This is a genomic window from Telluria aromaticivorans (genome assembly GCF_013003915.1).
Classification (GTDB): domain Bacteria; phylum Pseudomonadota; class Gammaproteobacteria; order Burkholderiales; family Burkholderiaceae_D; genus Telluria; species Telluria aromaticivorans.
The window spans coordinates 718,988-744,644 of sequence record NZ_JABAIV010000002.1 but is presented as its reverse complement, the minus strand read 5'-3'; the positions used below and the strand labels follow the sequence as shown (position 1 = coordinate 744,644).

22 protein-coding genes are annotated in these 25,657 nt (G+C 66.0%); 20 read left to right on the top strand and 2 right to left on the bottom strand.

Annotation, left to right across the window (positions count from 1 at the left end):
• Positions 1–253 precede the first annotated feature (253 nt).
• From HGB41_RS08665 to HGB41_RS08640, 6 genes are all read left to right on the top strand, one after another.
• Complete coding sequence (locus HGB41_RS08665) at positions 254–406, top strand: rubredoxin (RefSeq protein ID WP_171083532.1); 153 nt, start codon at positions 254–256, stop codon at positions 404–406.
• Positions 407–661: 255 nt separating this feature from the next.
• The gene (locus HGB41_RS08660; protein ID WP_171083163.1) at positions 662–1,057 is read left to right on the top strand and encodes a response regulator; all 396 of its coding nucleotides are present in this window, start codon (positions 662–664) and stop codon (positions 1,055–1,057) included.
• A gap of 26 nt (positions 1,058–1,083) precedes the next feature.
• A complete protein-coding gene (locus tag HGB41_RS08655) occupies positions 1,084–1,491 on the top strand; it encodes a response regulator (RefSeq protein WP_171083160.1) in 408 nt (135 codons plus the stop codon).
• The gene (locus tag HGB41_RS08650) at positions 1,488–2,024 is read left to right on the top strand and encodes a chemotaxis protein CheW (RefSeq protein ID WP_171083157.1); all 537 of its coding nucleotides are present in this window, start codon (positions 1,488–1,490) and stop codon (positions 2,022–2,024) included. The genes HGB41_RS08655 and HGB41_RS08650 overlap by 4 nt, the downstream gene beginning before the upstream one ends.
• Before the next feature lie 18 nt (positions 2,025–2,042).
• The gene (locus tag HGB41_RS08645; RefSeq protein ID WP_171083155.1) at positions 2,043–4,364 is read left to right on the top strand and encodes a methyl-accepting chemotaxis protein; all 2,322 of its coding nucleotides are present in this window, start codon (positions 2,043–2,045) and stop codon (positions 4,362–4,364) included.
• A 14-nt stretch (positions 4,365–4,378) separates the two neighbouring features.
• On the top strand, positions 4,379–9,682 hold the full coding sequence (locus tag HGB41_RS08640) for a hybrid sensor histidine kinase/response regulator (protein ID WP_171083153.1): 5,304 nt from the start codon (positions 4,379–4,381) through the stop codon (positions 9,680–9,682).
• Positions 9,683–9,866: 184 nt separating this feature from the next.
• Here the strand turns inward: HGB41_RS08640 and HGB41_RS08635 are convergent, their stop codons facing one another.
• Positions 9,867–11,318 (bottom strand): cryptochrome/photolyase family protein, encoded by a 1,452-nt coding sequence (locus tag HGB41_RS08635; protein WP_171083530.1) that lies wholly within the window; start codon positions 11,316–11,318, stop codon positions 9,867–9,869.
• 302 nt (positions 11,319–11,620) lie between these two features.
• Between HGB41_RS08635 and HGB41_RS08630 the strand changes: the two genes are divergently transcribed.
• The 7 genes from HGB41_RS08630 (at position 11,621) to ilvD (ending at position 18,179) form a co-directional block, all read left to right on the top strand.
• Positions 11,621–12,244 carry a YqgE/AlgH family protein gene (locus HGB41_RS08630; protein WP_371868489.1) on the top strand — a complete coding sequence of 208 codons (624 nt, stop codon included), beginning with the start codon at positions 11,621–11,623 and terminating at the stop codon, positions 12,242–12,244.
• Between the two features lie 9 nt (positions 12,245–12,253).
• Positions 12,254–12,646: a Holliday junction resolvase RuvX gene (ruvX, locus tag HGB41_RS08625; protein WP_171083150.1), complete on the top strand. Its 393-nt coding sequence runs from the start codon at positions 12,254–12,256 to the stop codon at positions 12,644–12,646.
• Positions 12,633–13,184, top strand: coding sequence for a bifunctional pyr operon transcriptional regulator/uracil phosphoribosyltransferase PyrR (pyrR, locus tag HGB41_RS08620; protein WP_171083149.1), 552 nt, complete (start codon positions 12,633–12,635; stop codon positions 13,182–13,184). The genes ruvX and pyrR overlap by 14 nt, the downstream gene beginning before the upstream one ends.
• Entirely contained in the window at positions 13,162–14,142 is a 981-nt protein-coding gene (locus HGB41_RS08615; RefSeq protein ID WP_171083147.1) for an aspartate carbamoyltransferase catalytic subunit, read from the top strand. The genes pyrR and HGB41_RS08615 overlap by 23 nt, the downstream gene beginning before the upstream one ends.
• Entirely contained in the window at positions 14,139–15,422 is a 1,284-nt protein-coding gene (locus tag HGB41_RS08610) for a dihydroorotase (protein ID WP_171083145.1), read from the top strand. Before HGB41_RS08615 ends, HGB41_RS08610 begins: the two co-directional genes overlap by 4 nt.
• 48 nt (positions 15,423–15,470) lie before the next feature.
• The gene (locus HGB41_RS08605; RefSeq protein WP_171083144.1) at positions 15,471–16,202 is read left to right on the top strand and encodes a lysophospholipid acyltransferase family protein; all 732 of its coding nucleotides are present in this window, start codon (positions 15,471–15,473) and stop codon (positions 16,200–16,202) included.
• Between the two features lie 114 nt (positions 16,203–16,316).
• Complete coding sequence (gene ilvD / locus HGB41_RS08600) at positions 16,317–18,179, top strand: dihydroxy-acid dehydratase (RefSeq protein ID WP_171083142.1); 1,863 nt, start codon at positions 16,317–16,319, stop codon at positions 18,177–18,179.
• 187 nt (positions 18,180–18,366) lie between these two features.
• Here ilvD and HGB41_RS08595 read toward each other — a convergent pair whose 3' ends face one another.
• Positions 18,367–19,224, bottom strand: a complete 858-nt coding sequence (locus HGB41_RS08595; RefSeq protein WP_171083140.1) for a symmetrical bis(5'-nucleosyl)-tetraphosphatase — start codon at positions 19,222–19,224, stop codon at positions 18,367–18,369.
• A gap of 67 nt (positions 19,225–19,291) precedes the next feature.
• On the opposite strand from HGB41_RS08595, the gene HGB41_RS08590 reads away from it, so the two are divergent.
• The 7 genes from HGB41_RS08590 (at position 19,292) to HGB41_RS08560 (ending at position 25,484) form a co-directional block, all read left to right on the top strand.
• A complete protein-coding gene (locus tag HGB41_RS08590; RefSeq protein ID WP_171083138.1) occupies positions 19,292–19,525 on the top strand; it encodes a hypothetical protein in 234 nt (77 codons plus the stop codon).
• Between the two features lie 3 nt (positions 19,526–19,528).
• The gene (locus HGB41_RS08585) at positions 19,529–20,629 is read left to right on the top strand and encodes a glycosyltransferase family 4 protein (RefSeq protein WP_171083135.1); all 1,101 of its coding nucleotides are present in this window, start codon (positions 19,529–19,531) and stop codon (positions 20,627–20,629) included.
• A gap of 89 nt (positions 20,630–20,718) precedes the next feature.
• The gene (locus tag HGB41_RS08580) at positions 20,719–21,036 is read left to right on the top strand and encodes an H-NS histone family protein (protein WP_171083133.1); all 318 of its coding nucleotides are present in this window, start codon (positions 20,719–20,721) and stop codon (positions 21,034–21,036) included.
• 196 nt (positions 21,037–21,232) lie between these two features.
• Positions 21,233–22,615 carry a phosphomannomutase/phosphoglucomutase gene (locus HGB41_RS08575; protein WP_171083131.1) on the top strand — a complete coding sequence of 461 codons (1,383 nt, stop codon included), beginning with the start codon at positions 21,233–21,235 and terminating at the stop codon, positions 22,613–22,615.
• Positions 22,616–22,637: 22 nt separating this feature from the next.
• Positions 22,638–23,618 (top strand): lipopolysaccharide heptosyltransferase I, encoded by a 981-nt coding sequence (gene waaC / locus HGB41_RS08570; RefSeq protein WP_229422917.1) that lies wholly within the window; start codon positions 22,638–22,640, stop codon positions 23,616–23,618.
• Positions 23,618–24,883 (top strand): lipid IV(A) 3-deoxy-D-manno-octulosonic acid transferase, encoded by a 1,266-nt coding sequence (gene waaA / locus HGB41_RS08565; protein WP_171083527.1) that lies wholly within the window; start codon positions 23,618–23,620, stop codon positions 24,881–24,883. The genes waaC and waaA overlap by 1 nt, the downstream gene beginning before the upstream one ends.
• A gap of 49 nt (positions 24,884–24,932) precedes the next feature.
• The gene (locus HGB41_RS08560) at positions 24,933–25,484 is read left to right on the top strand and encodes a YcxB family protein (protein ID WP_171083125.1); all 552 of its coding nucleotides are present in this window, start codon (positions 24,933–24,935) and stop codon (positions 25,482–25,484) included.
• Positions 25,485–25,657: the final 173 nt, after the last annotated feature.

The window sequence follows — 25,657 nt, the reverse complement described above, 5'->3', positions numbered from 1 at the left end:
GATTAAGATGCTCACTCTCCCATTTTACTAGACGGAACGTCGAATAACCTACTGCCCGTTGCACTGGCGGCCCGGACCACGCTGGTTGCGCTGCTCGCTGTACTAGCGTACAGCGAGCATTATCCCCTTGGGGGCTTAGCCACCATTGCTGCCGCTCGCTACGGTTCTTCGACGTTCCTGCGGCTTTATTTAATTTATCTATATACAAGGAATCACCGTGAGTACTGAAACAACCGTCGCTTTCCAGACCTGGATGTGCCTGATCTGCGGCTGGGTCTACGACGAGGAAACGGGTGCGCCGGAGGATGGGATTGCGCCGGGCACCCGCTGGGCCGATGTGCCAATGAACTGGACCTGCCCGGAGTGCGGGGCGCGCAAGGACGATTTCGAGATGACCGCCATTTGAGGCGGTAGATCAGTGAGAAATCGTAGGGTGGGCGGATTCCGCCCACGCGGTGATGGTTAGCGCAGGAGAACCGCACCGCGGCCGTGCTACCGCTGGTTGAACGCGTGGGCAAGGAACTTGCCCACCCTACGAGTCGGCGATGGCTCTCAAGGGAGCCGCAGCGTGCCATTTTGCCTAGTTGACCCGCTGCAACACTTCACGCACAAGGGATAAGCGCTGTGCTATCGTGGCGCTTCATGCTGAAGTGAAACGAAAATGACGACATCGCCGCAACCGACCGGCCTGACCATCATGGTGATCGACGACAGCAGCACGATCCGCCGCTCCGCCGAGATTTTCCTGACCCAGGCAGGCTACCAGGTCGTGCTGGCCGACGATGGTTTCGACGCGCTCGCCAAGATCAACGACCACCATCCCGCACTGGTGTTTTGCGACATCCTGATGCCGCGCCTGGATGGGTACCAGACCTGCGCCCTGATCAAGAAGAGCGCGCGCTTCCATGCGACGCCGGTGCTGATGCTGTCGTCCAAGGACGGCCTGTTCGACCGCGCGCGCGGCGCGATGGTCGGCGCTTCCGCCTACCTCACCAAACCCTTTTCCAAAGACAGCCTGCTGGCTGCCGTGCGCGAACACACGGCTGCCAAAGCCTGATATTGACCGAAATTCCGGAGCCCCACGTGGCCATACACAAGATCCTGATCGTCGACGATTCCCCGACCGAGCGCTTTTACCTGACCGATGTCCTGGTCAAGCATGGCTATAGCGTCACCACCGCCGTCAACGGCGAGGAAGCGATCGGCAAGATCCGCGCCGAGCGTCCGCACCTGATCCTGATGGATGTCGTCATGCCCGGCGCGAACGGTTTCCAGGTGACGCGCTCGATCGGGCGCGACCCGGAACTGGCCGCGATCCCCATCATCATCTGCAGCAGCAAGAACCAGGAAACCGACCGCATCTGGGGCATGCGCCAGGGCGCGAAGGATTACCTGGTCAAGCCGGTGAATCCAGCGCTGCTGCTGGCCAGTATCGCGACCCTGGACGAGAAAGCTGCATCGGCCGCAGCCCCGGCCGCCGCCGCGGCATGACCGCGGGCGAGCCGCGGCAGGACGCCGACGCGCGCAGCACCCGCCTGCGCGAATACCAGGAACAGCTCCTCGAACGCATGCAGGCCGCCAAAAGCGGCAGCGGCGCGCCGATCCGCCAGCTGGGAATGCAGGTCGGCGCCACCCGCTACCTGCTCGACCTGCTCGAAGCCGGCGAAATCGTCGCACCGGTACCGCTGGCGCGGGTGCCGCTGGCCCAGCCCTGGTACCTGGGCCTGGCCAACGTGCGCGGCACCCTGGTCGGCGTGATCGACCTGGCGCGCTACCTCGGCGCCGATGCACAGCCGTCCGCGCCTGCACCGGGCGCCCGCCTGGTGACCTTCGCGCCTTCGCTCGGCTTCAACTGCGCCCTGCTGGCCGACCGCGTGTATGGACTGCGCCAGGCCAGCAGCATGCAGCGCGAGGGCGACGCCCTGCGCGATGCCGACAACATCCTCTGGACGCCGCTCTCGCTGGCGGCGCTGGTGCGGGAAGCGCGCTTCCTGCTCATCGCACAACAACCAGACATTCAGTAAGCCGCACCAGGAGCCGGTATGGGATTTGCCTCGAAGATCAGCATGAACGCCTTCTTGAAAGACAATGCCGCGAGCGCGGACGACGATACCGCCCTGGTCTCGCCCGACACCCAGTTCGGCCCGGGCATGCTGCCGCAGCAGCCCTCGAACGACGTCCCGTCGCACCAGCAGGCCCCGCAGCACGGCTCGGCCGAAGCGGCCGCCCGCCGCCTCGGCAACACGCGCCCGCGCAAGCCCCTGGCTGCCGCACCAAGCGAAGGCGAAGACCTGCGCCTGCCGCTGATCGGCCACCTGTCGCTGGCCAGCCAGCTGCGCCTGGTGCTGGCGGCCTTTGCGATCGGCATCCTGCTGACCGTGCTGGCCATGTGGCAGAACGCCGCCCACAACGGCGTGGTGTCGACCCAGGGCCAGGTGGCTGCCGACGCCCTGATGCATTCGCAGCGGGTCGCCAAGTCGGCGCCGAATGCGCTGCGCGGCGACGTGAGCGCCTTCAGCCAGCTGGACAACAGCCGCGCCGAACTGGGACGCCTGCTGGCGCTGCTGGCGCGAGGCGGCAAAGCGGGCCCGAACGCGATCCCGCCGGCGTCCAGCGAGCTGGCGCCCCTGCTGGCCAAGGCACGCGCGGCCTGGTCGGCCTCGAATGCCGCTGCCACTACCATCGCCGGCAACAAGCGCCACCTGGTCGGTTTTGGCGCCAGCGTGGCCCGGCTCGACGTGCTCGCTCCCGAGCTGCGCAGCCTGGCCGACCGGCTGCGCGGCGCCAGCGCGCGCCAGGATGCCGCGCTCGAGCGCCTGGTGGCGATTTCGGAACGCCTGCCGGCATCGGCCCATGCCTTCACCGCACCCGGCGCCGCACACCGCGAGGCCGCCAACACCATCGCGCGCGACAGCGCCGAACTGGGTGCGCTGCTGGACGCCCTGGTCGGCCTTAATCCGGCCCTGGGACTGGCGCCGGTCGCCGACATCGAGCTGCGCGAGCGGATCGCTGCCGCACGCACCTCGTTCCGCAGCTGGCAGCAGGGCATGGCGCCGCTGAAGACCAATCTCCACAATTTCGAGGCCGCACGCGTTGCCGAGCAGGTCATCGCGCGCGACAACGAGGGCCTGCGCTCGACGCTCGAGCGGGTGCAGGCGGAATACCGCCGGCTGCTGGGCACGCGCAGCAGCTGGTTCTGGCTGCTGGTCGGCGCCTCGATCTTCACGCTGGCGATGGGCGGCAGTATCAGCCGCGTCATGCTGCAGGACTCGCGCAACCGCACCCAGGGCGCCGAAGCGCGAAGGCAGGAAGCCGAGGCGATGCGCCAGCTGGCCCAGGCCAAGGAAGAAGAAGCCAAGGCCACCAACGACCAGAACCAGGCGGCGATCCTGCGCTTGATGAACGAATTGCAGGAAGTCGCGGACGGCGACCTGACCGTGCATGCGACGGTGTCGGAAGACATCACCGGCGCGATCGCCGACTCGGTCAACTATACGGTGGAAGAACTGCGCGAACTGGTGCTGCGCGTGATCCGCACCACCGAGCAGGTCACGCGCGCTTCAAGCGGCGCCCAGGCCGTCTCGACCGAGCTGTTGGGCGCAGCCGAAGCCCAGTCGCGCGAGATCCAGGAAGCATCCAGCACGGTGCTGCGCATGGCGACCCAGATCGCCGACGTGTCGCGCTCGGCGAACGAATCGGCCGAGGTGGCGCGCCAGTCGGTCGACGCGGCCGAGCAGGGCGCGCTGGCGGTGCAGAATGCGATCCTCGGCATGAACGAGATCCGCGAGCAGATCCAGGAAACCTCGAAGCGCATCAAGCGCCTGGGCGAATCCTCGCAGGAGATCGGCGAGATCACCGACCTGATCTCGGACATTACGGAACAGACCAACGTGCTGGCGCTGAACGCGGCGATCCAGGCCGCATCGGCCGGCGAGGCCGGGCGCGGCTTCTCGGTGGTGGCGGAAGAAGTGCAGCGCCTGGCGGAACGCTCGGGCGAAGCGGCCAAGGGCATCGGCGCGCTGGTGCGCACCATCCAGGCCGATACCCACGACGCCGTGGCGGCCATGGAAAAGTCGACCCAGGGCGTGGTCGAGGGCGCGCGCCTGTCGGATGCGGCCGGCGCCGCGCTGGCAGATATTTCGCGGGTCTCGAACCGCCTGGCGGAGCTAATCCAGGGAATCTCGAGCGCGGCGACACAGCAGGCGACGTCCGCCAACGGTGTGGCCCATAATATGCAGCACATCCTGTCGGTCACCGAGCACACCCAGGGCGGCACGCGCCAGACGGCGCAGTCGATCCGTGAGCTGGCGCTGCTGGCCCAGGAACTGAAAGATTCGGTGTCGCGCTTCCGCGTGGCCGCCTAACCATTATCGAGCCCATGACCAACGCACCTTCCAGCCGCATCCCCGCCTTCGACACCGGACCCCTGTCATGGGTGATCGGCGAGATCCGCGATGCGCTGGGGCGCTCGGGCACGGCCCTGCGCGATGCGGCCAACCGCAGCGCGGAAGCCCAGCCAACCCTGCTGCTGCACGCCAAGAGCCACTTGCACCAGGCCCACGGCGCGCTGCAGCTGGTGGACGTCGATGGCATCGGCGCGCTGGGGGCTGCGGCCGAAGCCTTGATCGACGCTTTCAAGGATGGCCGCCAGGCCTGTACGCCGGAGTCGGTCAAGATCGTGCAGGACGCCTACCAGGCGCTGGTCGAATACCTCGATGAACTCCTGGGCGGCGCGGCGCAGCAGCCGGCGCGCCTGTTCCCCTATTACCGCGACCTGCAGGAAAAGCTCGGCGCCGAGCGCATCCACCCGTCCGACCTGCTGCCCCCCAACCTGGGCCAGGGGGTCGAGCTGGCCGGTGCGCAGGCCTCCGTGGCCGCCGATGTCGCGGCCTGCCGCACCCGCTTCGAAAAGTCGCTGCTGCCTTACCTGAAGAGCGGCGATCCCCAATATGCGGCCGGGATGCGCGATGCGATCGCACCGATCGCGCTGGCGCAGGCCGAACCACGCCCACGCCTGTTCTGGGAAGCGATCCATGCCTTCATCGGCGTGGTGGCCGACGGCCAGGTCGAGAGCGACCTGTATGTCAAACAGCTGCTCGGGCAGGTCAACATGCAGCTGCGCCGCCTGGCGCAGGGGCAGGGCGGCACCCCGGACACGATGCTGCGCGACGCGCTGTTCTTCGTGGCGGCTGCGCGGCAGCCGGATGAAGACGCGCAGCGCCTGCGCCAGGCCTGCGGCCTGGACGGGCTGGTGCCGGCAGACTATGCGGCGCGCCGCTATGGCCGAATCGACCCGGCCACCTTGCAGGAAGCGCGCGAGGCACTGGCGCGCAGCAAGTCGGACTGGGACCGCATCGCCACCGAGGGCGCGGCCGAGACGGAGGTCAAGGAGGATTTCAACGACGCACTGTCGCGCCTTGCCGGCGCCAGCGAAAAGCTGGGCGCGCCGGCCCTGGCGCAACTGATGCGCGAGCTGGGACGCGCCGCGACCGACGCCATGGCGGCCGGCCGCAGCGACGGCCTGGGGCTGGAAATGGCGACCGCCATGCTGTTCGTCGAGAATGGCCTGGACCAGCTGCGTCAGTTGCCGGACGATTTCGCCGAGAACGCGGAAGCGGTCGGCGCACGCCTGCTGGCGCTGGCCGCCGGCGAAACCCCGCCGGATGCGCCGCAATGGCAGGGCGAGCTGGCGCGCCAGATCCAGCAGGGGCAGACCGTGGCGGTGCTGGCTGGCGAGATCAAGGCCGGCCTGCGCCAGGTCGAGAAGCTGCTCGACGATTACTACGACGACCCGTCGAAACGCGAGGTGCTGGAAAAAGCCGAGCCGGTGCTGCACCAGCTGCAGGGCGCACTCAGCATCCTCGACCAGGAACAGGCAGTACAAGCCGCGCGCCACGTTGCCGGCCAGGTACGGGTGCTGGCCGGCAGCGACGGCGACGTGACGGCGCAATCGAGCGTGCTGCACAACATCGCCCAGAACATCGGCGCGCTCGGCTTCTTTACCGACCTGCTGGGCCAGAACAGCGAAGTGGCCAAGGGCCGCTTCACTTTCGACCTGGAGAAACGCCTGCTGCGCGAGCTGCCTTTCGAGTTCGTCGAGGCGGCGCCGGAAGCGGCTGCAACTGAAGCAGCGGCACCAGAAGCGCCGGCGCCGGAGCAGTCGCCCCAGGAAGCCTCGATCGAATCCGAACTGCTTGAGATCTTCATCCTCGAAGCGCAGGAAGTGCTGGGGTTTGTCGCCGAAGCGCTGCCGCAGGCGGAAAGCAATCCGGCCAGCCAGGAAGTCCTGGCCCTGCTGCGCCGCTCCTTCCATACGCTCAAGGGCAGCAGCCGTATGGTGAGCCTGGAGCGCTTCGCCGAAGCGGCCGCAGCGATCGAACGGGTCATGAACGTCTGGCTGTCCGAAGCGCGCGACGCCACGCCGGAGCTGATGGCGCTGCTCAAGCACGCGCACCGGGAACTGTCCGACTGGGTGGCCGACCTGGTGGCCAATGGCTGGTCGGCGCGCGAAAGCGGCTCCATCGTGGAAGCGGCCGCGCGGGTGCAGGAGGGTGGGGAGCCGGCGCTGACCGAGCTGCCGGTGCTGGTCGAACTGGCTGAACCAGAGACGGCGGCTGCCGCGCCGGAGATCAAGCGCATCGGCGACCTGGAAATTCCGCCTGGCCTGTACGCGGTCTATCTCGACGAGACCGGGTCGCTGGTGGGCGTGCTGGCCGATGAATTCGCAGCCTGGCACGCGGAACCCCAGCGGCGCGCCTCGCTAGAAGCCCTGAAGGCTGCGCACACGCTGGCCGGCACCTCGGCCACGGTCGGCTATGCCGCCTTGCAGGACATCGCCCACGCGCTGGAACTGGTGCTGGAAAAGCTGGCGGCGCCCGGCCCGCTGCTCGACGAGGGCGGGCGCGAGCTGTTGGACGCGACCCTGTCGCGCGTGCGCACGATGCTGCAGGTGTTCGGCCTGGGCGAACTGGCTCCTGGCCAGCCCGACCTGGTCGCCCAGCTCGGCGCCTTGCTGGAACGCCTCGCCAGCCAGCAGGCTGCCAACCTGTATGGCGAAGCCGACCCGGTATTGGCAGGCAAGCTCGATACCTTGTTTGCCACCGCCTACGACGAGCTGCTGGCGTCGCCCGACACTCCCCGTGATACTGCAACGGCCGCCGCGCCGCAGGCGGTGCGCGATGAAGAAGCGCAGTCGAACGCGCTCAGCGAGATCGACGATTTGTTCGACACCTTCCTCGACGACCCGTTTGCCGCTTCGGCCTTCGCGGCCCCGGACCTGGCCCCGGCCGCTCCTGGCGACGACACGCCGGCTTTCGTGCCGGTGACGCCGGACGAGGCCGGGCTAGACGAGGCGCCGGAAGCGGTGGCCGCGGTGCTGGCCTCGGAACCGGAGCTGGAGCCGGAGCCGGAGCCACATGTTCACACCGAGCCGGCGCCGCTGCTGCCGGCCGTGCCGCTGCCGGCGCTGGAAGACAGCGCGCTGGCCGCCGTCCCGGTCTTCGGCGACGAACTCGATCCCGACCTGCTGCCGGTCTTCCTCGAAGAAGGCGCCGACCTGTTCCCGCAGATCGGGAATAGCCTGCGCCAGTGGCAGCAGAACCCGCAAGACGGCGCCGCCGCCCAGGGCCTGCAGCGCGCGCTGCATACCGTCAAGGGCAGCGCCCGCATGGCCGGCGCGATGCGTCTCGGCCAGCACACCCACGAACTGGAAACCCAGGTCGAGAACATGGTGCATGCCGGCACCACCACGCCGGCCGCCTTCGACGAACTGCTGGCCAGCTACGACGCGGCGCTGCTGCTGTTCGAGCAGCTGCAGCAGCCCCAGTCGCCGTCCACACCGCCGGCGCAGGCCGCAGCGTTGGAAGTCCCTGCCGGGCAGCAGGGCGCGCGGACGCCGCTGGTGCGGGTGCGTGCCGACATCCTGGACCGCGTGGTCAACCAGGCCGGCGAAGTATCGATCTCGCGTTCGCGCCTGGAAAACCAGGTCGGCTCGCTCAAGGGCGCGCTGTCCGATTTCTCGGAAAACCTCGACCGCCTGCGCCGCCAGATGCGCGAGATCGAGATGCAGGCCGAATCGCAGATTGCGTCCCGCCTGTCGATCGCCGGCGAGCGCGAATTCGACCCGCTCGAATTCGACCGCTTCACCCGCCTGCAGGAACTCACGCGCATGATGGCCGAGAGCGTCGACGACGTGGAAGCCTTCCACGACAGCCTGTCGCGCACCGTGGACAGCGCGGCGGACGACCTGGCCGCCCAGTCGCGCATGACGCGCGACCTGCAGCGCGACCTGATGCGAGTGCGCATGGTGCCGTTTGCGAGTTTGTCCGAGCGTCTGTTCCGCGTGGCGCGCCAGACCGCGAAAGAAACCGATAAACGTGTCAACCTCGACATCCGCGGGGGCGCGGTGGAAATTGACCGCAGCGTGCTGGAACAGATGGCCGCGCCTTTCGAACACCTGCTGCGCAACGCCATCGTGCATGGCATCGAAGCGCGCAGCGCGCGCCTTGATGCGGGCAAGGCGGAGACCGGCGAGATCCTGGTGCAGGTCGATCAGCACGGCAATGAAGTCGCCATTCAATTCAGCGACGACGGCGCCGGCCTGGACCTGGAGCGTATCCGCAGCAAGGCGCGCGCGATGGGCCTGGTCGGCGGAAACGAAGCCGTGTCCGACCAGGATGCGGCCGAGCTGATTTTCGAGCCGGGCTTTTCGACCGCCGAGGCCTTGAGCGAACTGGCCGGCCGCGGCGTCGGCATGGACGTGGTGCGTTCCGAAGCGCAGGCGCTGGGCGGCCGCGTGGTGGTCACCACCGAGCCGGGCAAGGGCACGCGCTTCTCGATCCACCTACCGCTGACCCTGGCGGTGGCGCAGGTAGTACTGGTTGCCAGCGCCGGCCGCACCTGGGCGCTGCCCTCGACCCTGGTCGAGCAGGTGATGCAGGTGCGCGATACCGAACTGGCGGCTGCGCAGGCCTCCGGATCGATGCCGGTGGCGGGCCAGCCGCACACATTGCATGCACTCGATGCGCTGCTGGGTGAGGCTGGGCATGGACCGGCCATGCAGCGCCTGAACCCGGTGCTGGTGGTGCACGGCGCGGGCGGACGCATCGCGCTGCGCGTGGACGAGGTGCTGGGCAACCGCGAAGTAGTGGTCAAGAACATCGGCCCGCAGCTGTCGCGCATGCCGGGCATCGCCGGCGCCACGGTGCTGGGCACCGGCGAGATCGTGCTGATCCTCGATCCGGTGGCGCTGGCGCAGCTGCCTGCCGCGCCTGCTGCCTCCGGCGCCGGCAATGCGCAGCCGGCGCAGCGCGCGACCATCATGGTGGTCGACGATTCGATCACCGTGCGCCGCGTGACCCAGCGCCTGCTCGAGCGCGAAGCTTATGGGGTGATGCTGGCCAAGGACGGCGTCGACGCGCTCGAACAGATCGAACACGCGCGGCCCGACCTGATGCTGGTCGATATCGAGATGCCGCGCATGGACGGTTTTGATTTGACGCGCCAGCTGCGCGAGAACCCAGCCACCAGTGGCGTCCCGATCATCATGATCACCTCGCGCACGGCCGACAAGCACCGCAACGTGGCGCTGGGCTTGGGGGTGAATGCGTTCTTCGGAAAGCCGTACCAGGAGGCGGTGTTGCTGGCGGCGATCGATAGCTTGCTGAATAAGGGACAAGGCTGACGGTTGCGCGAGCGACTGCGGTACGAAATTGGAGGAAGCGATGCCAGTGGCATTGCTTCCGCCGGCGCCGGGAGTCATAGGCGCCAGTGGCGCGTATGACGGTCTTTAGGGTAGACGTACAAACGCTTTTAGTATGAGCCCAGAAACCGTTGTTCCGGCGAAGGCCGGAACCCAAGTTTGTCGATCAGCCCGCAGCCTTCTTCACCACCGCAAACCGCTCCAGCGTCCGCTTCCGCGCCACATCGTGCTCCACGATAGGCAGCGGATAATCCCTCCCCAGCACCACCCCTTTCTCCGCCAGCACCTCGCCCGCCACCAGCCACGGCGCATGAATCTCCTTCGCGCCCAGCCTTGCCAGCGCAGGCACCCACTCGCGAATAAAATCGCCCTGCGCATCGAAACGCGTCGACTGCGACACCGGATTGAAAATCCTGAACCACGGCTGCGCATCGCACCCGGTCGACGCCGCCCATTGCCAGCCGCCGTTGTTGGAAGCCAGGTCGTAATCGTTCAGCTTGAGCGCAAAATAACGCTCGCCGCGGCGCCAGTCGATCCCCAAATCCTTGGTAAGAAAGCTGGCCGTCACCATGCGCAGCCGGTTGTGCATGAAGCCGCTCTGGTTCAGCTGCGCCATCGCCGCATCCACCAGCGGATAGCCGGTGCGTCCCTCGCACCAGGCCGCGAACATGGCGTCGGCTTCCTCACCCGTCTCCCACGCCAGCACGTCGAAAGCCGGCTTGAACGAGCGCGTCACGATTTGCGGGTTGCGCGCCAAGATCATCGAATAGAAATCGCGCCAGATGAGTTCCGACAGCCAGACCGAGGCGCCCGTGCCGCCCGCGCCGCTCAGCGCCATCTGCTGCGCAGTGCGCACGAGATGGCGGATCGAGGTGGTGCCGAAGCGCAGGTGGGTCGACAGCCTCGAGGTGCCGTCCTCGGATGGGAAATCGCGCGCCCGGCCGTAGTCCGCCATGTGCGCCACGAAGCGCTCGAACAACTCCTCCGCGCCCTCCATCCCGGCCGGCAGCGGCGGCTCGCCCGGCTCGAAACCGATGTCTTCCAGCGACGGCAGGGCAGGCGGCAGGGTGGGCGGCGCGAAGGCATGCGCGTAGGCGTCGACCGGGTAGCTGGCCAGGGTCTCCGGCATGGCCGCCAGCCGCTTGAGCCAGGCATTCTTGTAGGGCGTGAACACCGAGAACGGCCCCTTTGCCAGGGTCAGCACTTCTTCCTTCTCGAAGATTACCTGATCCTTAAAGCTGAGAAATTGCCTGCCTTCAGCTTCAAGGGCGGCTTTCATCCGTGCGTCGCGTTCGACCGCGTCGGGTTCATAATCGGCACATACATGGACCGCGTCGACCTGCAATTCGGCGGCGAGCGCGGGAATCACTTCAAGCGGGCGGCCTTGCCGCACAATCAGGTATCCGCCGAGCCGTCGCAGTTCGGCGTCGAGGCTGGCCAGGCTCGCGTGGATGAAACGCACGCGCCGGTCGTCGCGGGGCAGCTCGTCGAGGATCTCGCTGTCATACACGAAGACGCAGTACACACGCTTGGACGAGGTCAAGGCCCGGTGCAGGGCTGCATGGTCGAATGCGCGCAGATCACGGCGGAACCAAACCAAAGAGTTGCTCATATTCATCATCGTGTGCGGGGTCAAGGTGGCGGCCGATTTTACTGGGTAGGATTCTTCCTAAGCAGCCGTCAGAGAAAGAGGACGGGTCAGTTGTGGGACGTTGCGGATGGCGTCTCACGGGCTGCGGACGGTGCGTGTCATGGCGCTTCCAGAGGCGCCGGGCGGATTCGGTGTAAACTATCGAAAAGCGTAACGTTGTTTTGTGGACACTTCCCGGTCGCCCACGGTATCCCAGGCGGTCGCTAACCAGAGTGAGCCCATGTGAGAGTAAGCGTATGAAAAAAAGCAAAGTTGGCAAGACTCTACCGATGCCCGGCATGCCACCGGAACACGACGATACGCTGGGGAACATCGGCCCTGCTCCTTCCGGACTGAACCTCGCCAACCATTTCCTGATCGCGATGCCGTCGATCCAGGATCCGATCTTCGGCGGCACGGTGGTCTATGTCTGCGAGCACAACGAGAAGGGCGTGCTCGGCGTGGTGATCAACAAACCCACCGACATGACCATGGAAGTGTTGTTCGACCGCGTCGACCTGAAGCTGGGCGAAGGCCTGCGCTCCCCGGTCGTGGACGAGCCGATCATGTTCGGCGGCCCGGTCCAGGATGATCGCGGCTTCGTGCTGCACACCCCCAGCGGGCGCTACTCGTCTTCGCTCACCGTTACCGACGAGGTCGCCTTCACCACCTCGATCGACGTGCTCGAGGCCGTCGCCAGCGGCACCGGCCCGGCCCGCATGCTGGTGTCGATCGGCTATGCCGGCTGGAGCCCGGGCCAGCTGGAAGAAGAACTCTCGCGCAACGGCTGGCTGACCGTCGCGGCCGACGCCCGCGTGCTGTTCGACCTGCCGATCGAAGAGCGCTATACGGCCGCCATCAAACTGCTGGGAATCGATCCACTCATGCTTGCTACAGAGGCTGGTCACGCATGAAATGCTGTAATGGTTGATATCGTATTTGGATTTGATTTCGGGGTGAAGCGCATTGGCATTGCCATGGGCAACACCCTGACTGGGCAGGCGCAGCCGTTGACGGTCATCAAGGCCATCGACAACGCCACCCGTTTCCAGGTCATTGGCGACCTCATCAACGAATGGAAGCCGGCTCGCCTCATCGTGGGCGAGCCGCGCCATCCCGACGGCGCCGAGCACGACATGACGATGCGCGCGCGGCGCTTCGCCAACCAGCTCCACGGCCGCTACAGCCTGCCCGTCGACCTCGTCGACGAACGCTATTCTTCCGCCGTCATCCCGCAGAAACGCGGCGAGGTCATCGACGCCCAGGCGGCTGCCATCATTTTGCAACAATACTTTGACGACCATGCCAACATCTAATCTAGAGTACGACGCGGAGGCGCTGTACCGCGAGCTGCTGGGCCAGGTCCGCGCAGGCCTGGCCGGCGTGCCGGACGCCGCCATTGTCGGCATCCATTCGGGCGGCGCCTGGCTGGCCGAACGCCTTGCGCGCGACCTCGACCTGCTGGGGCGCTTCGGCACTATCGACGTCTCGTTCTACCGCGACGACTATGCGAAAAAGGGCCTGCACCCGGACGTGAAACCGACCCATATCCGGTTCCCGGTCGATGGCGCGACCATCGTGCTGGTCGACGACGTGCTGGAAACCGGCCGCACCGTGCGCGCCGCGATCAACGTGCTGTTCGACTACGGCAGGCCAGCCTGCATCCGCCTGGCCACGCTGGCCGACCGCGATGGGCGCGAGCTGCCGGTGGCCGCCGACTATGCCGGCGTGCGCACCTCGCTGCCGTCGCACCAGTCGCTGTGCCTGCAGCGCGGCGATGCCGGCCAACTTTCGCTGACCATTGAAGAAGATCCTGCCCCGACGACTAGCCATGCCGAAAATCCTGCACAATAATCCGCAACTGAACAAGAACGGCGAGCTGCAACACCTGCTCAGCATCGAGGGCCTGCCCAAGTCCATCGTCAACCACATCCTCGACACCGCGTCGAGCTTCGTGGGCATTTCCGACCGCGAGGTAAAGAAGGTGCCGCTCATGCGCGGCAAGAGCGTGTTCAACCTGTTCTTCGAGAACAGCACCCGCACCCGCACCACCTTCGAGATCGCCGCCAAGCGCCTGTCGGCCGACGTCATCAACCTGAATATCCAGGCCTCGTCGGCCAGCAAGGGCGAGTCGCTGCTCGACACCATCGACAATTTGTCGGCCATGCACGCCGACATGTTCGTGGTGCGCCATGCGCAGTCGGGCGCGCCCTACCTGATCGCCAAGCACCTGGTCGAGACCGGGCAGTCGCACGTGCACGTCGTGAACGCCGGCGACGGCCGCCACGCGCACCCGACCCAGGGCTTGCTCGACATGTACACGATCCGCCACTACAAGAAGGACTTCACCAACCTGCGGGTGGCGATCGTCGGCGACATCCTGCACAGCCGCGTGGCGCGTTCGGACATCCACGCCCTGACCACGCTGGGCGTGCCGGAAGTGCGCGCCATCGGCCCGCACACCCTGCTGCCGGGTGGCCTGGACCAGATGGGCGTGCGCACCTTCACCGACATGAACGAAGGCCTGAAGGACGTCGACGTGATCATCATGCTGCGCCTGCAGAGCGAGCGCATGAGCGGCGCGCTGCTGCCTTCGGCCCAGGAATACTTCAAGAGCTACGGCCTGACCCCGGAGCGCCTCGCGCTGGCCAAGCCGGATGCGATCGTGATGCACCCGGGCCCGATGAACCGCGGCGTCGAGATCGACTCGGCGGTGGCGGACGGCAGCCAGGCAGTGATCCTGCCGCAGGTGACCTTCGGGATTGCAGTACGCATGGCAGTGATGAGCATTTTGGCGGGAACCCACGGATGAAACACCATATCAAGAACGGGCGCGTGATCGACCCGGCGAACGGCATCGACCAGGTAACGGATTTGTTCATTGCCGACGGCGTGATTGCCGCCATCGGCGCGCCACCTGCCGGCTTCGTGGCCGATAACACCATCGACGCCAGCGGCCTGGTGGTCGCACCAGGACTGGTCGACCTGTCGGCACGCCTGCGCGAGCCGGGCTACGAATACAAGGCCACGCTGGAATCGGAAATGCAGGCGGCGATGCAGGGCGGCGTGACCACCCTGGTCTGCCCACCGGACACCGACCCGGTGCTGGACGAGCCGGGCCTGGTCGAGATGCTCAAGCACCGCGCGCGCATCCTGAACCAGGCCAATGTGCACCCGCTGGGCGCGCTGACCATGGGCCTGAAGGGCAAGGCGCTGACCGAAATGGCCGAACTGACCGAGGCCGGCTGCATCGGCTTCTCGCAGGCCGAGGAACCTGTGCTGGATACCACCGTGCTGCTGCGCGCCATGCAGTATGCGAAGACCTTCGGCTTCACCGTGTGGCTGCGCCCCCAGGACGCCCACATCGGCCGCGGCGGCGTGGCCCACAGCGGCCCGCTGGCATCGCGCCTGGGCCTGTCGGGCGTGCCGACCATGTCCGAGACCATCGCCCTGCACACGATTTTCGAGCTGATGCGCGCCAGCGGCGCGCGCGTGCACCTGTGCCGCATGTCCTCGAGCGAGGGCCTGGCCCTGGTAGCAAGCGCCAAGAAGGAAGGCCTGCCGGTCACCTGCGACGTCGGTGCCCACCACCTGCACATGACCGATGCCGACATCGGCTTCTTCGACCCGAATGCGCGCTTCAACCCGCCGCTGCGCAGCCAGCGCGACCGCGACGCGATCCGCAGCGGCCTGCTCGATGGCACCGTGGATGCGGTCTGCTCGGACCACACGCCGGTGGACGACGACGAGAAGCTGCTGCCGTTCGCCGAAGCTTCGCCGGGTGCGACCGGCCTGGAACTGCTGCTGTCCCTGGTCCTGAAGTGGTCCGACGACCAGCACGGCAACAGCGGCGCCCTGTCGAAGGCGATCGGCAAGGTCACGATTGAAGCGGCGCGCATCGCCGGCCTGCCGGCGGGGACCCTGTCGGTCGGCGCCGCGGCCGACGTGGTGCTGTTCGATCCGGACGCGCGCTGGAAGGTCGAGCGCAAGGCACTCGCCAGCCAGGGCAAGCACACGCCTTTCCTCGGCTACGAGCTGGCCGGGCAGGTGAGGGCGACCATCGTGCGCGGCCGCCTTGCCTACCAGCGTTGAGCGGGACGGGCGGCTGGCGCCGCCCGCTGCAATCTTGAACACCGCATCGTGAAGCTCCGCCTTGCCCTGCGCCTCGCGCGCGTCATGGTCCACCTGGTGGCGGGCCTGGCGACTTGCGCCATCGTCTTCCCGCTGGCCTCCAAGGCCCTGCGCGAGCGCCTCACGCGGCGCTGGTCGCGCAAGCTGGTGGGCATCTGCCGCGTCACTGTCGAAATGGCGCCGGGCGCGCCCGTGCTCGAGCATGCGCTGGTGGTCGCCAACCACGTCTCCTGGCTCGACATCTTCGTCATCAACGCCCTGTATCCCTGCCGTTTCGTGGCCAAGGCCGAGATCCGCGCCTGGCCGGTGCTGGGCTGGCTGGCCGCGGCCGCCGGCACGGTCTTCATTGCGCGCGGCAACCGGCGCGAGCTGCGCCACATCTTCAAGGGCATCGTCACGGTGCTGGCGCAGGGCCAGCGCGTGGCTTTCTTCCCCGAAGGGACGACATCAAGGCAGGGCGAGGTGCTGCCCTTCCACGCCAATTTGTTCGAGGCCGCGATCGATGCCAGGGTCGCCGTGCAGCCCTACGCGCTGTCGTATGTCGACGCGGCAGGCCGCAGCCACCCCTCGGTCGACTACACCGGCGACACGACGTTTGTGGACAGCATGTTCCGGATCCTGGAAGGCGAACCGGTGCGCGCGCGCCTGCAGGCGCTGGCGCCGATCGAAGGCGCAGGCGCCCACCGGCGCGAACTGGCCCAGGCCGCGCATGACGCCGTGGCCGAGGCGCTGCGCCGCTAGTCATAGCTGTGATTCATAAAAAGAATCACAGAGCAATAAATCATATATTGGACAACTCACAGCAAGCGCGTCACGCTGGTGCTTTGCACCATTGCCAGGATTGAGGAGACCAGCATGCCTGTTTATCGTTCCCGCACCACCACCCAGGGCCGCAACATGGCAGGCGCGCGCGCGCTGTGGCGCGCCACCGGCATGAAGGATGGCGACTTCGAGAAACCGATCATCGCGGTGGTCAATTCCTTCACCCAGTTCGTGCCCGGCCACGTGCACCTGAAAGACCTTGGCCAGATGGTCGCACGCGAGATCGAAGCCTCGGGCGGCGTCGCGAAAGAATTCAACACGATTGCGGTCGACGACGGCATCGCCATGGGCCACGGCGGCATGCTGTATTCGCTGCCTTCGCGCGACCTGATCGCCGACTCGGTCGAGTACATGGTCAATGCCCACTGCGCCGACGCGATGGTGTGCATCTCGAACTGCGACAAGATCACGCCGGGCATGCTGATGGCCGCGATGCGCCTGAACATCCCGGTGGTGTTCGTCTCGGGCGGCCCGATGGAAGCGGGCAAGGTGGTCAAGACGGTCGACAACGGCCAGAAGATCATCAAGCTGGACCTGATCGACGCCATGATCAAGGCCGGCGACAGCAGCGTGTCGGATGCCGACGTGCTCGAGATCGAGCGCTCGGCCTGCCCGACCTGCGGTTCGTGCTCGGGCATGTTCACGGCCAATTCGATGAACTGCCTGACCGAGGCGCTCGGCCTGGCGCTGCCGGGCAACGGCACCATCGTCGCGACGCACCTTGATCGCAAGGAGCTGTTCCTGCGCGCCGGCCGCCTGATCGTGGACATCGCCAAGCGCCATTACGAGCAGGACGATTATTCGGTGCTGCCGCGCTCGATCGCCAGCAAGGCCGCCTTCGAGAACGCGATGGCGCTGGACGTGTCGATGGGTGGCTCCACCAACACCGTGCTGCACCTGCTGGCGGCGGCGCACGAGGCCCAGGTGGAATTCACCATGGCCGACATCGACCGCATCTCGCGCAAGGTGCCCTGCCTGTGCAAGGTGGCGCCGATGACCGACAAATACCATATCGAGGACGTGCACCGCGCCGGCGGTATTTTCTCGATCCTGGGCGAGCTGGCGCGCGCCGGCCTGCTGGACACCTCGCTGCCGACCGTACACAGCGCGACCATGGGCGAGGCGATCGAAAAATACGACATCAAGCGCAGCGACGATCAATCCGTGCATCAGATGTTTCGCGCCGCACCGGGCGGCGTGCCGACCCAGGTGGCCTTCTCGCAGTCCGAACGCTTCGCCGGCAACGACCTCGATCGCAGCCTGGGCTGCATCCGCGACCGCGAGCACGCGTATTCGCAGGACGGCGGCCTGGCGGTTTTGTACGGGAACATCGCCGAGAAGGGCTGCATCGTGAAGACCGCCGGCGTGGACGAGAGCATCCTGGTCTTCTCCGGCAAGGCGCGCGTGTTCGAGAGCCAGGACGCGGCGGTGGAAGCGATCCTGGGCGATCTGGTTGCCGCCGGCGACGTCGTCATCATCCGCTACGAAGGCCCGAAAGGCGGCCCGGGCATGCAGGAGATGCTGTATCCGACCTCGTACATCAAGTCCAAGGGATTAGGTAAAGCCTGCGCGCTGTTCACGGACGGGCGCTTCTCGGGCGGCTCGTCGGGGCTGGTGATCGGCCACGCCTCGCCGGAAGCGGCCGAGGGCGGGGCGATCGGGCTGGTGGAGGAGGGGGACCTCATCGATATCGATATCCCGGCGCGCACGATCAATTTGCGCGTGAGCTTCGAGGAGCTGGCGCACCGGCGCGGCAAGATGGAAGACCGCGGGGCGGACGCCTGGATGCCGATCGGGCGCGAGCGCTATGTGTCGCAGGCGTTGCAGGCGTATGCGGCCTTGACGACGTCGGCGGATCGCGGGGCAGTGCGGGACATCACTCAGCTCCGCCGCTGAACCGTAGGGTGGGCGGGTCTCCCGCCCGCGCGTTCAAATCACGGTGATGCCGCCTGCGCGGCTGCTCTCCTACTGGTGGAACTGCTCACGTGTTCAACCAGTGGGCGATCAAACGCGACGCCATTTCACCCGATAGTTGAACGCGCGGGCGGCAAAGCCGCCCACCCTACGAAAAGCGGGGCACTGCCTACTTTTTGCCCCCATGCTCCCGATACTCCGGACAATCCACCTGCAACAGCGACCGGTCATCCAGGCACACCGCGGTCAGCTTCCCACCCCACACGCAGCCGCTGTCCAGCCCCACGAGGTTCGGTCGTAACACCAGCCCCAGCGCCGACCAGTGCCCGAACACCACCGTCACGTCAGCCGTGCGCCTCTGCGGCAAATCGAACCACGGCACCAGCCCCGAGCCTTCCGGTCCGCTCTCGCTTTCCTTGTGCAGGAAGTCCATGCGCCCATCCGGCGTGCACAGGCGCATGCGCGTGAGTGCATTGACGATGCAGCGCAGCCGCGCGATGCCGCTCAAACTGTCGTCCCACTGAGCCGGCTCGTTGCCGTACATCTCGCGCAGGAAATCGACCCAGCCGTCGCCGCGCAGCGTGGCCTCGACCTCGTGCGCCAGCGCCATCGTCTGCGCCGCGGTCCACTCGGGCGCGACGCCGGCGTGCACCAGCAGGTGGGCATCGACAAACATCGCCAGCGGGCGCCGGCGCAGCCAGTCGATCAGCGCGTCGCAGTCGGGGGCGGCCAGGATCTCGTCGAGCGTATCGGAACGGCTGGCGCGCTGCGCGCCGACCGCCACCGCGATCAGGTGCAAATCGTGGTTGCCCAGCAGGGCTTCCACCAGGCCGGGATGCGCATCCGCCAGCGCCTTCATGCGGCGCAGGGCAGTCAGCGATTCCGGGCCCCGGTTGATCAGGTCGCCGACGAACAGGATGCGCGACTGCGCCGGCCCGTGGCTGCGCGCATCCTCGTGGATGCGTTCGATCAGGAGTTGGGCTTCGTGGGCACAGCCTTGCAGGTCGCCGATGGCGTAGGTTCTCATGTTGTTCTTATCGATGGTGAGGCAGCGCTGCATTGGTGCGGAAGCCGCATGCTTTTGCGGATACTAAATGATTTCGACACCCCCTGCAGCGGATATCGCGGTGCGCACGGCATCGTTCCGGTTTCACCGTCAAACAGTGCGCGAATTTGATCGAATCGAAGCGCGCGCCACGGAATCCATTCCGGCGCCGGAGCGGCTCATCTATTCCGGTACAATGCGACCACATCCATTGATAAGAGTGCCGTGGTTTTTTCGCGGAGTCGAAGCGGAAACGACTCACCTGATTGCACCGAAAGAATAATAAATGTTCTCCTTTTTTGTCAGTTTCGTCTCCTGTGCGCTGCTGACCCTGCTTGTGATTAAGCTTGCGAAGCGCAATGGCGCGGCGCTCGACAACGATTATGGCGGCGTACAGAAATTCCATTCCCATGCGGTCGCGCGCATTGGCGGCGTGCCGATCTATCTCGCCACCGTCATCACGGGCGCCGTGTCGGTGATGCGCCAGCCGTCGCTCGGGCCGTGGCTCGCTCCTTTGCTTGGATGCGCCTGCATTGCAATGGCGGGCGGTATCGTCGAAGACTATACGGGCAAGGTGTCGCCGGCGCGCCGGCTTCTGCTCACGATGCTCGCCGCGCTGCTTGCGTATTACCTGCTCGGTGCAAAACTCGTGCGCATCGATTTACCCTGGGGCGTGTTGTCGCTGCAGCTCGACTGGATCGTCGTGCCGCTTACCGTGCTGGCGGTGGCGGGCATCGCCAATGCCGTCAACATCATCGATGGATTCAATGGCCTGGCCAGCGTGGTCAGTATTTGCATGCTGATGTCGCTGGCCTATGTGGCGCTGCAGGTGGACGACATGTTCGTGCTGGTGACGGCGCTGATGGTGGCAGGCGCCACCGCCGGTTTCCTGATCTGGAATTATCCGGTGGGTCTGATTTTCCTCGGCGACGGCGGCGCGTATTTCATCGGCTTCATGCTGGGCGAACTGGCGCTGCTGCTGGTGATGCGCAATCCGGAAGTATCCACCTGGTATGCCGCGCTGCTGCTGATTTATCCCGCATTCGAAACCATATTCTCCGCATACCGGCGCATGTTCGTGCGCGGTAAATCACCCGCGCTTCCGGACGGAATTCACCTGCACAGTTTAATATTCCGGCGTATCGTGCAATGGACGGTGGGTCCGCGTGAAGCGCGCGCATTGATGAAACGGAACGCGCGCACTTCGCCTTATCTATGGCTGTTTTCACTGATGGCCGTAATTCCCGCTACCGTGTTCTGGAAAAATACAAGCGTACTGATCTTCTTCAGCTTGTTGTTTATAATCAGTTACCTGTGGTTATATGCGCGTATCGTTCGATTTAAGTCGCCACGCTGGCTTTTTTTACACAAGAAAGACGGTAAATAACACTTCATGTAGTATATTGCGACAATTGGTGAGTTTCACCGTACTTGCATCAACCTCTGTATCAACCTTTACCTATTGAGGGAACGAAGATGGATCTGTCTAATATGTCGGTAGGCGATATGCGCAACCTGCAAGAACAAATCAAGCAGGAAATGAAGAAGCGCGAAGTGCAGGAAGTGCAAAAGGCACGTGAACAAATCCTGGCAATCGCGCAGAGCGTCGGCGTGCCCCTCAAGGACCTGCTGGCGACCGGCGGCCGTAGCAATGCGACCAAGGGTAATTCCGTGGCCGTGCGTTTCCGTCACCCTGACAATGCATCGCAGCAGTGGACCGGCCGTGGCCGCCAGCCGAAATGGGTCAAGGAATGGGTCGAAGGCGGCAAGTCGATCGACAAGCTGCGCGTGTAGTCCCGGCCGGCATTGCCGGCCAAGAGCCTTAGCGCTCGTAATATGTAGCAGGCGGTCCGCCCGATTCCCAAAGGGCGCCGCTTGCCGCTACAATAGCGGTTATTATCTTTTCACTCATTCCCGCGTCGACGCCTTGCCGTCACAGGCTGCAGTTGCGATTGCTGCTGACCCCACGCGACTCTTATCCCAGGAAATCATGGTTGCTCTCTCCAAAACGATCTTCAAGGCTTATGACATCCGTGGCGTCATCGACAAGACGCTGGACGAAGGTATCGCACGCCACATCGGCCGCGCCTTCGGCGCCGCCGCCCTGGCCAAGGGCGAGCGCACTGTCGTGATCGGCCGCGACGGCCGCCTGTCGGGCCCAAGCCTGACGGCTGCCCTTAGCGAAGGCCTGCGCGATGCCGGCGCGGACGTGATCGACCTGGGCATGGTCGCCACCCCGATGGTGTACTTCGCCACCAATGTGCTCGGCACCCGTTCGGGCATCATGGTCACCGGCAGCCACAACCCGCCGGATTACAACGGCTTCAAGATGGTCCTGGCCGGCGAAGCGATCCACGGCGAGGCCATCACCGGCCTGCACGACAGCATCGCAGCCTACGACGGCAGCATCGCCGCGCAGCGTGGCGGCTACAGCACCCACGACATCCGCGCCGCCTACCTCGAGCGCATCATTGGCGACGTCAAGGTGTCGCGCCCGATCAAGATCGCGGTCGACTGCGGCAATGGCGTGGCCGGCGCCTTCGCCGGGGACCTGTACCGCGGCATGGGCTGCGAAGTCGTCGAACTGTTCTGCGAAGTGGACGGCACCTTCCCGAACCACCACCCGGACCCGGCGCACCCAGAAAACCTGCAGGACCTCATCAAGGCCCTTCAGGACACCGACGCCGAAATCGGCCTGGCTTTCGACGGCGACGGCGACCGCCTCGGCATCGTCACCAAGGACGGCCAGATCATCTTCCCGGACCGCCAGATGATGCTGTTCGCAGCCGACGTCCTGTCGCGCAACCCGGGCGGCGAAATCCTGTACGACGTCAAGTGCACGCGCCACCTCGGCCCGTGGATCGAGCAGCACGGCGGCAAGCCCCTGATGTGGAAGACCGGCCACTCGCTGGTCAAGGCCAAGCTGAAAGAAACCGGCGCCCCGCTGGGCGGCGAAATGAGCGGCCATATCTTCTTCAAGGACCGCTGGTACGGCTTCGACGACGGCCTGTACGCCGGCGCGCGCATGCTCGAGATCCTGACCAAGGAACAGGATCCGTCGACGCTGCTCAACAGCCTGCCGATCGCCAGCAGCACCCCGGAACTGCACCTGCACCTGAAAGAGGGCGAGAACTTCACGCTGATCGACAGCCTGCGCGCCAACGCCACTTTCCCTGGCTCGGACAGCGTCAACGACATCGACGGCCTGCGTGTCGAATACCCGGACGGCTTCGGCCTGGCGCGCTCGTCGAACACGACCCCGGTCGTGGTGCTGCGCTTCGAAGGCGAGACCCCGGAAGCCCTGGCGCGTATCCAGCTTGAATTCCGGCGCGTGATCCTGGCCGCCAAGCCGGACGCTCAACTGCCTTTCTGAGCGAATGGGTGAGGAAAAGCGCTTGAAGATCCTGCTGGTGCGCGTGTCGTCGCTGGGCGACGTGCTGCACAACCTGCCGATGGTGGCCGACATCCTGCGCCGCCATCCAGGCGCGACGATCGACTGGGTGGTGGAAGAGGGCTATCAGAGCCTGGTGCGCCTGCACCCGCAGGTGCGCAAGATCATCCCGTGGGCACTGCGCCGCTGGCGCAAGAGCCTCGGCAAGCTTGAGACCCGGGCCGAGATCAAGGGCTTCTTCCGCACTCTGCGCGAGGAAGAATACGACTACGTGTTCGATACCCAGGGCCTGCTCAAGACCGGCATCATCATGGGCGCCGCACGCGTACGCCGCGGCGGCAAGAAGGTCGGCCTGGCCAATGGCAGCGAAGGCTCGGGCTACGAAGGCATCTCGCGCTTTTTTCACACCGACAGCATCCCGCTCGACCCGCGCACCCATGCGGTAGCGCGCGGCCGCATGGTGGCCGGCGCCGCGCTGGGCTATCCGATAAACACCGCACCAGACTTCGGGCTGCCGGCGCCCCAGGGCGCCCAGCGTCCGGCCTTCCTGCCGCCTGACGACTACGCCGTGTTCTTCCACGGTACCGCGCGCGACGCCAAAAAGTGGCCGCACGCGGACTGGATCGCGCTGGGGCAGGCGCTGGCCCCGATGCCGGTGCTGCTGCCCTGGGGCTCGCAGTCCGAACTGGAGGATGCGCAATCGCTCGCCAGCGCGCTGCCGAATGCGCGCGTGCTGCCCAAGCTGTCGATGATGGATGCGGTGGGCGTGGCCCAGCATGCGCGGCTTGCCGTCGGCGTCGATACCGGCCTGACCCACATCGCGGCCGCTTTCGTGCGCCCGACCGTGGAAATCTATTGCGATTCGCCCAAGTGGAAGACCGAGGGCAACTGGTCGGACCGTATCGTCAACCTGGGCGACATGGGCATGCCACCATCCGCGCCGGAAGTCATCGCGGCCGCACGCCGGCTGCTGGAGACGAGTTGATCCGGCTCCTGTATTCGCTGGCCTGGTGGCTGGCGCTGCCGGTCGTGCTGGGCCGCCTGTGGTGGCGCGGGCGCCAGGAGCCCGGCTATCGCGCCCACTGGCGCGAGCGCCTCGGCTTTCCTGGCGCCGCGCCATCGACCGGGCAGACGCTGTGGGTGCATGCCGTCTCGGTGGGCGAAACCCGCGCCGCCGAACCGCTGGTCGAAGCGCTGCTTGCCGCTTACCCCGATTCCCGCATCCTGCTCACCCACATGACGCCGACCGGCCGCGCCACCGGCCGCTCGCTGTTTGGCCACCATGGCGAGCGCGTCGTGCAGTCCTACCTGCCTTACGACACCGGCTTCATGGTCGCGCGCTTCCTGCGCCGCTTTGCACCGCGCGTGTGCATCCTGATGGAGACCGAGGTGTGGCCGAACCTGGTCGCCGGCTGCGCGAAAGCGGGCGTGCCGGTGGCGCTGGTGAATGCGCGCCTGTCCGAGCGTTCGCTGCGCAGCGGCCGCAAGATGGGAACCTTGATGACCGATGCTGCCCAGGCCATTACCCTGGTTGCGGCGCAGACCGAATTGGACGCCGAACGCATCCGCTCGCTTGGCGCCCCGCAGGTGGCGGTCACCGGCAGCATCAAGTTCGACGTGGTGCCACCAAGCGCAGCGCTGGAGAAGGGCGCATGGTTGCGCGAGCAAATCGGCGCCCGCCCGGTATTCCTGTGCGCCAGCACGCGCGAGGGCGAGGAAGCCCTGATCCTCGATGCGTGGCAGCGCGCGGTGGACAAGCCGGCCAATGCGCTGCTGGCGATTGTACCGCGCCATCCGCAGCGTTTCGACGAGGTCGAGAAGATGATCGGGGCGCGCGGCTTGAGCGTGATGCGGCGCTCGAAGATCGACAAGGGCATCGGCAATGCCAAGGTGCTGCTGGGCGATTCGATGGGCGAGATGTTCGCCTACTTCGCTGCCTGCGATTGCGCCTTCATCGGCGGCAGCCTGATGCCGCTGGGCGGCCAGAACCTGATCGAAGCCTGCGCGCTCGGCAAGCCGGTACTGGTTGGCGAACACACGTTCAATTTCGCGCAGGCGACCGATGAGGCAGTGCTTGATGGCGCTGCGCTGCGGGTGCCGGACGCCGACGCCCTGATGGCGGCCGCCATGCGCCTGCTGGAGGACGATGCGGCGCGCGCACGCATGGGCGCGCACGCACTCGCGTTCGCTGGCCGCCACCGCGGCGCCACCCTGCGCACTGTTGAACTCCTGCGACAATTAATCAGCTAGGTTTTGCTACCATTCCGGGTTCGAGCTCGGATATAACAAGGGGATGCGTATGTTGTCGTTTAATCACCCGAGGCCCGTCAACAGCAACAAGCCTGTCGCCATGCTGGTACAACAGCAGGCCGACGACAAGCTGCTGCACGTGCCCGTGAGTGACGGCCCTGTGGACCTGCCGGTTCCGCTTTCCGCTGCTCTACCAGTCCCCTTATCCGAACTGCATTTTTTCGTGCGCTACACGCTGGGCGAATACCTCAGCTTCATGTGGCAGCACGGCGGCTTCCTGATCCGCCGCCGCCGCATCCGCTGGCCAGCCAGCCTCTACCTGCGCTTCAAGAGCACCCTGAGTGCGGCCCTGCATTTCGTCCTGCTCGGCCGCGGCCGCCGCACCTATGAATTCACCATCGACCAGCACGGCATCGTGCGCACCAGCGGTGGCGTCACGCTGATCGGCTGGGAAGACGTGATCGGGGTGCGTACGTATTCGCGCGGGTTCATGATGGTGCTGAAGCGCGGGACGCTGCCGATTCCGTACCGGTGTCTGTCGGAGGTGCAGCTGGAGGCGATGAAGGAGTTGGCGGCAGCGAGGCGGGATTCGCTGTTGTAGGGTGGGCAGATTCTGCCCACGCGGTGATAGCTAGCGGTTGAATAGCCGCACGGGCTGCAGTACCGTAATTTGAACGCGTGGGCGTAATTCCGGGCATTGCCCGAAATTACCCTGCCCACCCTACGGGTCACGACAGATCCCATTAATCCGTTAATGGCACCGGCTTTCCCCGA

Excerpts from the sequence above, each read along its gene's own strand:
- HGB41_RS08610 (WP_171083145.1), top strand. The coding sequence starts at position 14,139 with ATGAAACACCATATCAAGAACGGGCGCGTGATCGACCCGGCGAACGGC.
- HGB41_RS08650 (WP_171083157.1), top strand. The coding sequence starts at position 1,488 with ATGACCGCGGGCGAGCCGCGGCAGGACGCCGACGCGCGCAGCACCCGC.
- HGB41_RS08635 (WP_171083530.1), bottom strand. The coding sequence starts at position 11,318 with ATGAATATGAGCAACTCTTTGGTTTGGTTCCGCCGTGATCTGCGCGCA.
- HGB41_RS08585 (WP_171083135.1), top strand. The coding sequence starts at position 19,529 with ATGTTCTCCTTTTTTGTCAGTTTCGTCTCCTGTGCGCTGCTGACCCTG.
- HGB41_RS08575 (WP_171083131.1), top strand. The coding sequence starts at position 21,233 with ATGGTTGCTCTCTCCAAAACGATCTTCAAGGCTTATGACATCCGTGGC.
- HGB41_RS08580 (WP_171083133.1), top strand. The coding sequence starts at position 20,719 with ATGGATCTGTCTAATATGTCGGTAGGCGATATGCGCAACCTGCAAGAA.
- HGB41_RS08645 (WP_171083155.1), top strand. The coding sequence starts at position 2,043 with ATGGGATTTGCCTCGAAGATCAGCATGAACGCCTTCTTGAAAGACAAT.
- HGB41_RS08560 (WP_171083125.1), top strand. The coding sequence starts at position 24,933 with ATGTTGTCGTTTAATCACCCGAGGCCCGTCAACAGCAACAAGCCTGTC.
- HGB41_RS08615 (WP_171083147.1), top strand. The coding sequence starts at position 13,162 with ATGCCGAAAATCCTGCACAATAATCCGCAACTGAACAAGAACGGCGAG.
- HGB41_RS08665 (WP_171083532.1), top strand. The coding sequence starts at position 254 with ATGTGCCTGATCTGCGGCTGGGTCTACGACGAGGAAACGGGTGCGCCG.
- HGB41_RS08590 (WP_171083138.1), top strand. The coding sequence starts at position 19,292 with ATGATTTCGACACCCCCTGCAGCGGATATCGCGGTGCGCACGGCATCG.
- HGB41_RS08640 (WP_171083153.1), top strand. The coding sequence starts at position 4,379 with ATGACCAACGCACCTTCCAGCCGCATCCCCGCCTTCGACACCGGACCC.
- pyrR (WP_171083149.1), top strand. The coding sequence starts at position 12,633 with ATGCCAACATCTAATCTAGAGTACGACGCGGAGGCGCTGTACCGCGAG.
- HGB41_RS08660 (WP_171083163.1), top strand. The coding sequence starts at position 662 with ATGACGACATCGCCGCAACCGACCGGCCTGACCATCATGGTGATCGAC.
- HGB41_RS08630 (WP_371868489.1), top strand. The coding sequence starts at position 11,621 with ATGCCCGGCATGCCACCGGAACACGACGATACGCTGGGGAACATCGGC.
- ruvX (WP_171083150.1), top strand. The coding sequence starts at position 12,254 with ATGGTTGATATCGTATTTGGATTTGATTTCGGGGTGAAGCGCATTGGC.
- HGB41_RS08595 (WP_171083140.1), bottom strand. The coding sequence starts at position 19,224 with ATGAGAACCTACGCCATCGGCGACCTGCAAGGCTGTGCCCACGAAGCC.
- ilvD (WP_171083142.1), top strand. The coding sequence starts at position 16,317 with ATGCCTGTTTATCGTTCCCGCACCACCACCCAGGGCCGCAACATGGCA.